This is a genomic window from Nakamurella aerolata (assembly GCF_013002705.1).
Classification (GTDB): domain Bacteria; phylum Actinomycetota; class Actinomycetes; order Mycobacteriales; family Nakamurellaceae; genus Nakamurella; species Nakamurella aerolata.
The window spans coordinates 26,278-37,938 of record NZ_JABEND010000012.1 but is presented as its reverse complement, the minus strand read 5'-3'; the positions used below and the strand labels follow the sequence as shown (position 1 = coordinate 37,938).

The following is an 11,661-nucleotide window of genomic DNA, read 5'->3' as shown; positions in this document are numbered from 1 at the left end:
GCCCGCTAGCCGAACACCGCGGCCAACAGGCCCCACAGCACCAGGGCGCCGCCGACGGCGAACGTCCGCAGGTGCCACCGCACGGGAGGCCGGGCGAACTCCAGCTGGGGCTGGTCGAGGTAGCCGGCGCGCTGCAGGGCTTCCCAGTGGCGGCGGATCACCATGGCGACCGCGCCGGACGGCGCGTGCGGGGAATCGCCCGGCCGAATCGACTTGCCGGCCTCGAACGTGCTCTCCGGCATGGCGTCAAGGTCGCGTGTGGAGATCTCCCTGCCGCTCACCCGGCTCGAGGTCGGCGCCGCCCATGCGGTGAACTTGCCGTACCTGGTGACCAGCGCCAGCGCCCATTTGGTGTCGACCCGCACGATCGACGGCCACGGCAGGTCGACGGTGCGGAGCACGTTCACCAGCCGCACGCCGCCGTCATCCACCTTGACCTCCGGTCGCCAGAACACCGCCCAGGCCGCACCGGAGATCAGCAGCAACCACGGCAGCGTCCGCAGCGCGGTGTTGAAGCCGTCGGTGGTCAGCGTCAACACCAATCCAACAACGCACAGCACTGCCACCACGACCGTCAACACCAGTCCGAACCGCGGTCGGTACCTAAACTCGACAGAATCCACCTGCCCATGGTGACAGGCAACGCGCCGCATCCGACCCAGCGCGGCGCTCGAAAGGACGAATCGTGACAACACTTTCCGAACCAACGCAGCCGGCCACCGGCACCGGCCGGGTGGTGTTGAAGGTCAGCGACCTTGACATCGACTTCTGGGTCGACGGCGAGTGGTACCCGGCCGTGGTGGACGCCAACTTCGAGCTGCGCAGCGGCGAGGTGCTGGCGATCGTCGGTGAGTCCGGCTCGGGTAAGTCCACCACCGCGATGAGCCTGCTCGGTCTGTTGCCCAAAAACTCCGCCGTGCGCGGGTCCATCGAGCTCGGCGACACCGAACTGGTCGGCGCCTCTGACCGGGTGCAGCGCCGGATTCGCGGCCGGGAGATCTCGGTGATCTTCCAGGAGCCGATGACGGCGCTGAACCCCGTCTACACCGTCGGTTTCCAGATCGGCGAGATGCTGCGCAGCCACCGGGCGCTGTCTCCCGCCGCGGCCAGGGCCAAGGCCATCGAGCTGCTCACCATGGTGGAAATCCCCGACCCGGAACGCCGCGTCGACTCGTACCCGCACCAGCTGTCCGGCGGCCAGCGGCAGCGCGTGATGATCGCCCAGGCGCTGGCGCTCGACCCGACCCTGCTGGTTGCCGACGAGCCGACCACCGCGCTCGACGTCACCGTGCAGGCGGAGATTCTGCGGCTGATGCGGAACCTGAAAGACCGCGTCGACGCCGGCATCGTGCTGATCACCCACGACATGGGCGTCGTCGCCGACATGGCCGACCGCATCATCGTGATGAAGGACGGCAAGTTCGTCGAAACCGGTACCGCACAACAGATTTTCAAGAATCCGCAGCACCCGTACACCCAGCAGTTGCTGGCGGCGGTGCCGCACCTCGGCGGGTCGACCGACACCCTGGAACCGGGGGCCGGAGTCGGGCTGGAGAAGTCCGGCGCCGACGGTGCCGACGGTGCCGACAGCGCTGGGGGTGCGGGTGGGGTCGGGCTGACCAAGACCGGTGGCGCACACGTCGCCGCACGGGAGGGCAAGCCGGGCAGCGGGCTGGTGGACGCCACCGGGCAGCCCATCGTGGTGAGCCTGCAGAACGTCGCGGTCGAGTACCCCAAGCGCGGCCGCACGCCGGCGTTCCGCGCCGTCGACAACTTCACCCTCGACATCCACCGCGGCGAGGTGGTCGGGCTTGTCGGTGAGTCCGGCTCCGGCAAGACCACCGTCGGCCGGGCCCTTGTCGGGTTGCTGCCGTTCGTCGAAGGCACCGCGGAAGTGGTTGGCACCAATATGGTTGGCGTCAAGAAGAACGAGCTGATGCAGGTCCGCCGCAAGGTGTCGTTCGTCTTCCAGGACCCTGGCTCATCGCTCAACCCGCGACTGCCGATCGGTGAGTCGATCGGCGAGCCGCTGTACCTGCACAAGATCGCCAAGGGCGCGCAGCTGAGCAAGCGGGTGGAGGAGCTGCTGGACCAGGTGAATCTGTCCCGCAGCATGCGCAACCGCTACCCGCACGAGCTGTCTGGCGGGCAGCGCCAGCGCGTCGGCATCGCCAGAGCCCTTGCGCTGGAGCCGGAGCTGCTGATCGCCGATGAGCCCACCTCGGCGCTGGACGTTTCGGTGCAGGCCAAGGTGCTTGAGCTGTTCCAACAGCTGCAGCAGGAGAAGGGCTTCGCCGCGCTCTTCATCTCGCACGACCTCGCCGTCGTCGAGATGCTATCCTCCCGGATCGCGGTGCTGCACCACGGCGATCTGGTGGAACTCGGCACCAGGGAACAGATTCTCGGCAATCCGCAGCAGCCGTACACCCAGCGCCTGCTGGCTGCCGTCCCGGTTCCTGACCCGGACGAGCAGCGGCTGCGCCGGGAACGCCGCGACGCGTTGATCGCCGCCGGCGTCGGCGTTGAATCCGACGACGATTCGGTGTTCGGCGCGGCGGCCGAGGCTCAGCTGGAGGGCTACGACACTCCGGTGCGGGACGAAGGCGTGCAGTCGACCGACGCCACCGTCAACCAGAGTGTGCCCGAGGTGGTCGGCGGTGAGCGGGCCTCGAACGAGGGCGGCTACGTGCAGGAGGGCTCTGACCCTGACATGTTCGGCTACACGGTGACCGATCCCGCGCGCAAGGATCCGGTGCAGGCGATGTTCGCGGGCGATGAGCTGGCCGACGAGAAGCACGCCGAGCGCGAACAGGAGCGGGAGTCACAGCACCGGCACCGTAGGGACGACGAAGACCTGTGACCGAGCGGCCGGCCGGTTCGCCTGCCGTCTCGACGGGTGAGCGGCAGCCGGAGCGGCGGCCGGGTGTTGTCGGTTGGACGCTCACCTCGCTGTTGACGCTGGTTGCCGGGCTGGCCGCGCTGGTCGCCTTCTTCTATCTGCCCTGGTACCTGGGGTCGATACCGCTTCCGGTGTCGATTGTGCTGATCGCCTTCGGGTGCTGGGCACTGCCCAGAGCCGCCTACGTCGTCACCGGCTCGTTGCTGGCAGCGGCGCTGCCGGTGCTGGCGGCGTTCGCGCTGACCGCGGTGCTGCTGCTGTTGCCGAGTGGGCTGTACTCGGCCCCGCTGCGGGTGTATCAGAACGGATGGCGCAACTATCTGCTGCTGGGCGCGGTTGCCCTGGCGGGGGCGGTGTCGCTGTCGCTGCTGTGGGCCGAGTCACTCAGCGCCTCCATGCGCCGCCCGGATGCCGAAAGTGATCTCGACACGGGGGATACTGGACAGCGCGACGAGCAGGCCGACCGCGGATAGGGGCCCCGGCGGCGGTGCACCGCAGCTGAGCCATAGGAGTTGACAAGTGACATATGTGATCGCCGAACCATGCGTCGACGTGCTCGACCGGGCGTGTGTGGAGGAGTGCCCGGTCGACTGCATCTACGAGGGCGAGCGCATGCTCTACATCCAGCCGGACGAATGCGTCGACTGCGGTGCGTGCGAGCCGGTCTGCCCGGTTGAGGCCATCTTCTACGAGGACGACGTGCCGGCCGCCTGGGCCGACTACACCAGGGCCAACGTCGACTTCTTCGACGATCTCGGGTCCCCCGGCGGCGCCGCTCGTACCGGCAAGATCGCAAAGGACGACCCGATGATCGCCGCACTGCCGCCGATGAATTCCGAGCACCAGGAGCAGAGCCGATGACGCAGGCCGCCGGTCCGTTACCCGGCCGTCTCGGCGATTTCGTCTGGGACAGCCTGAAGACCGCCCGCGCCAGGGCCGGTCAGCATCCGGACGGGATCGTCGACCTGTCCATCGGAACGCCCGTCGATCCGGTGCCCACCACGGTGCGCAGCGCATTGTCCGCGGCGTCCGACTGGCCGGGCTACCCAACCGTGCACGGCACCGCGGAGCTGCGGCAGGCCTACTCGCAGTGGTTGCTGCGCTCCCACGGTGTTGACGATGTCGATCCCGAGAACGTCGTCCCCACACCGGGTTCCAAGGAGCTGGTGGCTTCGCTGCCGGGTCAGCTCGGACTCGGCCCCGACGACATGGTGGGCATTCCGCCGCTGGCCTATCCGACCTACGAGGTCGGTGCGAGGCAGTGCGGCGCCGACATCGTCCGGGTGGCCGACGGTGCGGCATTGCCGGACCGGGTGCGGATGATCTGGCTGAACTCCCCGAGCAACCCGACCGGCAGGGTGAGCAGCCCGGAAAAGCTGCGCAAGATCGTCCGGTGGGCCCGCGCCAACGACGTGCTGCTGGCCTCCGACGAGTGCTATCTCGACCTGGGCTGGGACGCCCATCCGGTGTCCATCTTGCATCCGGACGTGTGCGAGGGCGACTACTCGGGGCTGCTCGCGGTGCATTCGTTGTCGAAGCGGTCGAACATGGCCGGCTACCGGATCGGTTTCGTCACAGGTGATCCGACGCTGGTGCAGCAGCTACTGGCTGACCGCAAGCAGCTCGGCGCCATTGTGCCAGGCCCGATTCAGGCCGCCGCGACGGCCGCGCTGAACGACGACTCGCACGTGCTGGTGCAGCGCACCCGCTACGGTGCCCGCCGGGACGGGCTGGCCGAAGCCTTCGCCGGGGCCGGGTTCCGTTCTTCCGACGACGACGGCACCGCCGGTCTCTACCTCTGGCTCACCCGCGGCGAGCCGGCCATGGACACCGTCGAGGCGTTGGCCGAGCAGGGCATCCTGGTGGCGCCCGGCACCTTCTACGGCCCGGCCGGTGCCCGGCACATCCGGGTGGCCGTGACAGCGACGGACGAGCGGGTCAAGGCCGCGGTGCAGCGGCTGGCCGGCTGAACTCGCCGCGAACCGGCGCCGTAGCTTGCGGCCTCGGTCAGCCGCCGAACGCCTTCGCAGCCGCCCGCTGAACGGCGCCAAACACGCCCGGAAACTCCTGCCGGGCCTGGACTTTGCGCATCCGGCAGCGCTCGATCAGCCGGCCGGCAGCGAGCGCGGCGAGCAGCTCGTCGGCGCTGGGCCCGCCGCGCCGGCCCCTGGTCCCGCCGGTGCCGGCGTTGGCCAACAACTCGCGAAGCTGATCCTCGAGCACCGCGGCATCTTGGTGGTTGCCGAGCACCTCCTGCAACTCGGCGAGCGCTGCCAGATAGCGCTTGACGGCCGCCGGGCGCCGGGCGCGGGAGCCCTTACCGGTCAACAACTCTGCGCTGTACCTGGCGCGTTTGCCGTAGATCCGTAGCTCATGCAGATCGTCATCCGGCGGGTTGCCGCCGAAGCGGCGCTGCAGCTTCGCCTGTGCCTTGTCCAGCTTGCCCCATTCGGCGGCGGCCAGGGCCGGCAGATCCGCCCAAGGGTCGCTGACCGGGGGCCGCTCGGCGGCGGCGTCGAGCTCGGCGAGCAGCGCCGGAAAGGTCTTGCGGTCCAGTTCGGCGACCAGCGCCGCCCTGGCGGCGTCCCGGCGCGAATCCAACTGGTGCACAAGGCGATTCAGCGCTTCACCGTCGTGCCCGCCGAGGTCGTCGGCTTCCGAGTGCAGCCGGTCGATCATCACGTCCAGGTCGCGGACCTCGCCGAGCACTCTCGCCAGCGCGGACAGGTCCGAGCGCAACTGGTCAGCGGCGCCGGCGTCGAGCGCGGGCTTGGCGGCTTTGAGGTAGGCTCTGATGCGCCGGGTGGCCACTCGCATCTGGTGCACGTGCTCGATGTCGGTGCCCACCCGGCTACCGGCCTCGTTGTCGCGGATGGCATCGGTGGCCTTGCTGAGCACCGACGCCAACGCGTCCGCGATGTCCGCGGGTACCAACCCGGCACGGCGGGGCGCGGGGCGCGGGGCCGGCGTCTCCAGCTCGGGGGTTGCGGCCCTGGCCGGCCCCGCGGTCCCGGTCGTGCGGGCGCTGGCCTTGCGGGTTGTGGTTGCCGCCCTTGGCTTTCGGGCCGGGACCGGGGCCGGTGTCGTGGAGCTGCCGACAGCGGGCCGAGTGGGCCGAGCGGGCCGGTCGGCCGTCCGTGCCGTTCCGGCCGGGGTGCGCCGGGCGGGCGGCGCCTTCGGCGTTGCCGCAGCGGCCTTCGGCGTTGCCGCAGCGGCCTTCGGCGTTGCCGCCTTCGCGGCACGAGGGGTGGCGGTCGCCCCGGCGCCGGCAGCGGGGCGCGCACCGCTGCGGGTGGATGCTGCTGCGCCCGCGGTCCTTGACGTTCGGGACGGCTGCGGCCGGCGGCGCTGTCGGTTGGGCACCGTGCTCACTGCCCAGCGTGCAGTACGTCGTTGAGGGCGCCCCAAGAACCCTTGCGCGGCACCGCTTCCACCTGTCCGGTCTGCGAGTTGCGCCAAAACTGCAGGCCGGACAACCCGGACAGCTCTCTGGCCTTGACCACCCGCTCGGCGCCGGTGCTGTCGGTGCTGTCTGTGGCGGTGGTGTCTGCGGCGCCGGCGGCTGGAGCCGGGGTGCGCAGCAGCACCTTGGTACCGGCCGTCACGTACAGCCCGGCCTCAACGACGCAGTCGTCACCGAGTGAGATACCGATGCCCGCGTTGGCGCCGAGCAGACACCGCTCTCCGATCGACACCTGCTCGGTGCCGCCGCCGGACAGCGTGCCCTGGATCGAGGCGCCGCCGCCGATGTCGGAGCCGTCGCCGACCACAACGCCCTGGGAGATTCGTCCCTCCACCATGGACGCCCCGAGGGTGCCGGCGTTGAAGTTGCAGAACCCCTCGTGCATCACCGTGGTACCGGGGGCAAGGTGCGCGCCGAGCCGTACCCGCCCGGCGTCGGCGATGCGGACGCCGTCGGGAATCAGGTAGTCGGTCAGGCGCGGGAACTTGTCGACGCCGTTCACGGTGAGCGGGGTGCCGGCCAGCCTGGCGGCCAGCTGCAGCTCACCGAGCCGAGCGGCGGGCACCGGTCCGAGCGAGGTCCAGGCCACGTTGGGCAGCACCGCGAAGATCTTGTCGACATTGACCGTGCGTGGTCTGGCCAGCCGGGCCGACAGCAGATGCAGGCGCAGGTAGGCATCTGTGGTGTCGGCCGGTGGCTCGGCCAGCGAGCCGATCTCGGTGTGCTGCACCGCGATCCGCACTCCGCGGGTGTCGTCGGTGCGCTCGGCGGCGGCGAGCCGTTGCGGCCAGTCGGACCCGCCGGCCGGGCCGATCGTCAATGTCGGTACCGGATACCAGACCTCGAGCACGGAGTCGGTGGCCAGATCGATGGTGGCAAGGCCGATCCCGGAGGCCGGCTCGGACAGGTAGGTACTCATCGCGGCCCAGCTTATCGGTGCCGTCGCCGTGGGCCGGTCAGCCGACCGTCACAGTGACGGCGTCCCGCGCTGCAGCACCTGCCGGCGGGTTGCCGGAGTCAGGGCCGCTCCACGATCCGCCGCGGTACCGGCGCCCGTCGACGGTGATGTCCTGCACGCCGGTTCCGGTGCTGTGCGCCACCATCCAGGCCGCCAGCATCCGGTTCCCGGTGCCAGCGGAAAGGCCGCCGCCGGTGAACGTCACCACCGCGCTGCGTCCTGCCGAGCCCACCGACCTGACCGTCACGTCGGCGGCGCCGGCGCCGAGTTCGGCGTGCGCAGCGGCCAGCAGGGCGCGCAGTCGGCCGTTGGCGTTCTGGGTGCCGGACAACGGTTCTCGCGTCGGCTGCGCCGCGGTGGGGGCGGCGGCATCGGGACGGCAGCGCAACTCCGGCGCTGAGGTTCCGGCGAAAGCCGCGGCGAGCACGGTGGCTTCGTCCTCCCATTTGGCATAGGCGTCCGGAAAAGCCGAGCGCTGCACTGCCTGAGCCACCTCGGTGAGGGGATCGGTGCGCCAGTTCGGCACCGTCACCAGCTCGTCGTAGAACTTCCCGGCCGAATAGACCGGGTCCATGATCTGCTCCACCGTGCCCCAGCCCTGGCTCGGGCGCTGCTGGAACAGGCCGACCGAGTCGCGGTCGCCGTAGTCAAGGTTGCGCAGCGTCGATTCCTGCAGCGCGGTCGCGATGGCGATGATTCTGGCGCGCAGCGGAAGGTCGCGGGCGATCCCGACAGCGCTGATGGTTGCCGCGTTCTGCAACTGGGCCGCCGAGAACTCCTGGTCCGTCAGGGGTTCGGCGCCGGCGGTGTCGCCGCTGCCACCGGCCGGCGGCGCCGGGATCACGCATTCGGCCGCCGGGGTGCCCGAGTCCTTGTTGACAACGACGACCACGCCGATCGCGGCGGCCGCCAGCAACACCGCTACTGCGGCGATCACCGCGCCCCGCCGCACCTGCATGGCACCAAGGGTACGGATCGCCCGGCGGTGCCGACCGTGACGCTCGCGGTGCCACCTCGGCGCGTACGGTGCTTGACATGTCTTTGACGCTGACCGCCGACCCGGCCGAGCTGACCGCCGCGCTCATCGACGTGCCATCGGTCTCCGGTGACGAACGACCGCTTGCCGACGAGATCCACCAGCAGTTGGTGCAGTTGCCCGGCTACCAGGTGGTGCGGTCCGGCAACTCGATCCTGGCCCGCACCACCGGTCATCGCCCGCAACGAGTCGTGCTGGCCGGGCACATCGACACCGTGCCGATCGCCGGCAACGTGCCGTCGCAGCTGGACGGCGACCGGCTGGCCGGTTGCGGCGCCACCGACATGAAGTCCGGCGTCGCGATGCTGCTGCACCTGGCCGCGACCGTCGAGAACCCTTCCAAGGAACTGACTTTCATCTTCTACGACTGCGAGGAGGTTGAGCACGACCGCAACGGCCTCACCCGCATCGAACGGGAACTGCCGGAGTGGCTGCGGGGCGACCTTGCGCTGCTCGGCGAGCCAACCAATGCGCTGGTGGAGGCGGGCTGCCAGGGCACCATGGCGTTCACCGTGACCACCAAGGGCGCGCGCGCCCATGCCGCCAGGTCGTGGATGGGGCACAACGCCATTCACGATGCGCAGGCAGTGCTCGCGGCGATCACCAGCTTCGACACCCGTGAGGTCGACATCGACGGCTGCCGCTACCGGGAGGGCCTCAACGCGGTCGACATCCGCGGCGGGGTTGCGTCCAACGTGATCCCCGACGAATGCGTCGTGAAGATCAATTATCGATTCGCTCCCGATCTGAGCCCGGACGAGGCGGTGGCCAGGGTGCGCACGCACTTCGCCGACTTCGAGGTGACGATCATCGATGTGGCCGCCGGTGCCTTGCCCGGCCTGTCGCAGCCGGCCGCCGCCGAGTTCGTCGAGGCGGTGACCTCGGGGGCCGACCCGGCGGCCGGGCCGGTGGTGCAGGCAAAGCTCGGCTGGACCGACGTCGCAAGGTTCGCCGCCCTGGGCATTCCCGCCGTCAACTACGGTCCGGGCGATCCGATGCTGGCGCACACCCCGCAGGAGTGGGTCGACGTGAACCAGATCCGGCAGATGACGCAGGCGCTGCGCAACTATCTGAGCTGACGGGTGCCGGCCGACCGTTCGGCTCACTAGCCTGAAGGACGTGAACTCCGAACAGCTGCCACACACCGGACCGGACGGCGAAGACCCGGCAGGGGAGCGTCCGGCTCCCGGAACCAGGGCCGAGAAGATGCGCGGGCCGGTCATGTTGCGCGGCGATCGCAGCCGCGAGGCCACCACCACCGACCAGCGGCTGCTGGACGCGCGTGGCCCCTCCGACTGGGTGCACACCGATCCGTGGCGGGTGCTGCGGATCCAGGCCGAGTTCGTCGAGGGGTTCGGCGCACTGTCCGAACTGCCAAGGGCCGTCACTGTTTTCGGCTCGGCCCGCACCCCACCGGACTCGCCGTACTACGCCGCGGCCAGACAGATCGGCGCCGAGCTCGCCAGGGCGGACTTCGCGGTGATCACCGGCGGCGGACCGGGCATCATGGCCGCGGCGAACCGCGGCGCCAAGGACGCCGACGGCCTCAGCATCGGGTTGGGAATCGAGCTGCCGTTCGAGCAGGGCCTCAACGAGTGGGTCGACATCGGTATCAACTTCCGCTACTTCTTCGCCCGCAAGACCATGTTCGTCAAGTACTCGCAGGCGTTCGTCTGCCTGCCAGGCGGTTTCGGCACCCTCGACGAGCTTTTCGAGGCGCTCACCCTGGTACAGACCCAGAAGGTCACCAAGTTCCCGGTGATCCTGTTCGGGTCGCAGTACTGGGGCGGCCTGGTGGACTGGATCAAGGGCACGGTGCTGGCGGCGGGCAACGTCGGTGAGAAGGACGTTGCGCTGTTGCACGTCACCGACAGCGTCCCCGAGGTGCTTGAGCTGGTGGAGAACGCCTATCGCGCGTGGGAGGCCGAACAGCAGGCGGAGAACCAGCCGGTGCGGTAACACCCGGGTGAACCATGGCTTGCGTCTCGGCGCAGGGGAGCGGCGCCCGCCACCTAGGGCGCGGACGCGGCCGTGGGAACATGGCAGGCGTGCTGCGTTGGATCACCGCCGGAGAATCGCATGGCCCCGCCCTGGTCGCCGTCCTTGAGGGGTTGCCCGCCGGTGTCCGTATCACCGCGGAGGAGATCGCGGCCCAGCTGGCCAGGCGCCGGCTCGGCTACGGCCGCGGCGCCCGGATGAAGTTCGAGCAGGATCAGGTGACGATCCTGGGTGGCGTCCGGCACGGCGTCAGCATCGGCGGCCCGATCGCGATCCAGATCGGCAACACCGAATGGCCCAAGTGGGAGCAGGTGATGAGCGCCGCCCCGGTCGACGAGCAGGTGCTCGACGGGTTGGCCCGCAACGCCCCGCTCACCCGCCCCCGTCCTGGGCATGCCGACCTCGCCGGTATGCAGAAGTACGGCTTCGACGAGGGCCGCCCGGTGCTGGAACGCGCCTCGGCGCGGGAAACCGCCGCGAGGGTGGCGCTGGGCACCATCGCCAGACAGTTCCTGCGGCAGGTACTCGGCGCCGAGGTTCTCTCGCACGTGGTGTCGATCGGTACGGCCGACGCGGCGGGCGATGTGCTGCCCGGACCGACGGATCTGGCGCTGATCGACGAGTCGCCGGTGCGGGCGCTCGACCCGGAGTCCACCGCCGCCATGGTCGCCGAGATCGACGCGGCCAAGGCCGACGGGGACACTCTCGGCGGGGTCGTCGAGGTGCTGACCTACGGGCTGCCGCCTGGCCTTGGCTCCTACGTGCACGGCGACCGGCGGTTGGACGCCCGGCTGGCCGGCGCGCTGATGAGCATTCAGGCCATCAAGGGTGTCGAGGTGGGTGACGGGTTCCGCACCGCCCGGCGCCGCGGGTCGGCTGCCCACGACGAGATCGACGTCGAACCCGGTGCGCCGCAGGGAGTTTCCCGGCGCAGCAACAGGGCCGGCGGTGTCGAGGGCGGAATGAGCATCGGTGACGTGCTGCGGGTGCGCGCCGCGATGAAGCCGATCTCAACGGTGCCGCGGGCGTTGGCCACCGTCGACATGGCCAGCGGTGAGCCGGCCACCGCGATCCATCAGCGCAGCGACGTGTGCGCGGTACCGGCTGCCGGGGTGGTCGCCGAGGCGATGGTGGCGCTGGTGGTGGCCGACGCGGTGCTGGAAAAGTTCGGTGGCGACAACGTCATCGAGACCCGGCGCAACGCCGACTCCTACCTGGCCGGGATCGCCGCGCCGGGCTCGCTCGGTGACGGTGCCACCGGCGCTGCCGTGGTGGCGGGTCACCCCGCGGCCGGGGACGAGGACTGA

Annotated in this window: 11 protein-coding genes; 7 read left to right on the top strand and 4 right to left on the bottom strand. The window is 70.2% G+C overall.

The annotated features are described in order from the left end of the window. Window positions 1-5 precede the first annotated feature (5 nt). Window positions 6-623, bottom strand: a complete 618-nt coding sequence (locus tag HKD39_RS16800; RefSeq protein WP_171201028.1) for a PH domain-containing protein — start codon at window positions 621-623, stop codon at window positions 6-8. Between the two features lie 62 nt (window positions 624-685). Between HKD39_RS16800 and HKD39_RS16795 the strand changes: the two genes are divergently transcribed. From HKD39_RS16795 to dapC, 4 genes are read left to right on the top strand one after another with little or no spacing between them, the layout of a single operon-like run. Continuing rightward, complete coding sequence (locus HKD39_RS16795; protein WP_212754683.1) at window positions 686-2,860, top strand: ABC transporter ATP-binding protein; 2,175 nt, start codon at window positions 686-688, stop codon at window positions 2,858-2,860. Then, window positions 2,857-3,372: a hypothetical protein gene (locus HKD39_RS16790; RefSeq protein WP_171201027.1), complete on the top strand. Its 516-nt coding sequence runs from the start codon at window positions 2,857-2,859 to the stop codon at window positions 3,370-3,372. The genes HKD39_RS16795 and HKD39_RS16790 overlap by 4 nt, the downstream gene beginning before the upstream one ends. Before the next feature lie 46 nt (window positions 3,373-3,418). Next, a complete protein-coding gene (gene fdxA, locus HKD39_RS16785) occupies window positions 3,419-3,760 on the top strand; it encodes a ferredoxin (RefSeq protein ID WP_171201026.1) in 342 nt (113 codons plus the stop codon). Continuing rightward, window positions 3,757-4,869 (top strand): succinyldiaminopimelate transaminase, encoded by a 1,113-nt coding sequence (dapC, locus tag HKD39_RS16780; RefSeq protein ID WP_171201025.1) that lies wholly within the window; start codon window positions 3,757-3,759, stop codon window positions 4,867-4,869. Before fdxA ends, dapC begins: the two co-directional genes overlap by 4 nt. Before the next feature lie 37 nt (window positions 4,870-4,906). Here dapC and HKD39_RS16775 read toward each other — a convergent pair whose 3' ends face one another. From HKD39_RS16775 to HKD39_RS20140, 3 genes are all read right to left on the bottom strand, one after another. Next, on the bottom strand, window positions 4,907-5,833 hold the full coding sequence (locus tag HKD39_RS16775) for a CHAD domain-containing protein (RefSeq protein ID WP_171201024.1): 927 nt from the start codon (window positions 5,831-5,833) through the stop codon (window positions 4,907-4,909). 434 nt (window positions 5,834-6,267) lie between these two features. After that, entirely contained in the window at window positions 6,268-7,281 is a 1,014-nt protein-coding gene (dapD, locus tag HKD39_RS16770; RefSeq protein ID WP_171201023.1) for a 2,3,4,5-tetrahydropyridine-2,6-dicarboxylate N-succinyltransferase, read from the bottom strand. Between the two features lie 37 nt (window positions 7,282-7,318). Then, complete coding sequence (locus HKD39_RS20140; RefSeq protein ID WP_212754681.1) at window positions 7,319-8,278, bottom strand: hypothetical protein; 960 nt, start codon at window positions 8,276-8,278, stop codon at window positions 7,319-7,321. Window positions 8,279-8,355: 77 nt separating this feature from the next. On the opposite strand from HKD39_RS20140, the gene dapE reads away from it, so the two are divergent. The 3 genes from dapE (at window position 8,356) to aroC (ending at window position 11,661) form a co-directional block, all read left to right on the top strand. Continuing rightward, entirely contained in the window at window positions 8,356-9,435 is a 1,080-nt protein-coding gene (dapE, locus tag HKD39_RS16760) for a succinyl-diaminopimelate desuccinylase (protein WP_171201022.1), read from the top strand. A 127-nt stretch (window positions 9,436-9,562) separates the two neighbouring features. Further along, window positions 9,563-10,315: an LOG family protein gene (locus HKD39_RS16755; protein ID WP_171201084.1), complete on the top strand. Its 753-nt coding sequence runs from the start codon at window positions 9,563-9,565 to the stop codon at window positions 10,313-10,315. A gap of 89 nt (window positions 10,316-10,404) precedes the next feature. Next, on the top strand, window positions 10,405-11,661 hold the full coding sequence (aroC, locus tag HKD39_RS16750; RefSeq protein ID WP_171201083.1) for a chorismate synthase: 1,257 nt from the start codon (window positions 10,405-10,407) through the stop codon (window positions 11,659-11,661).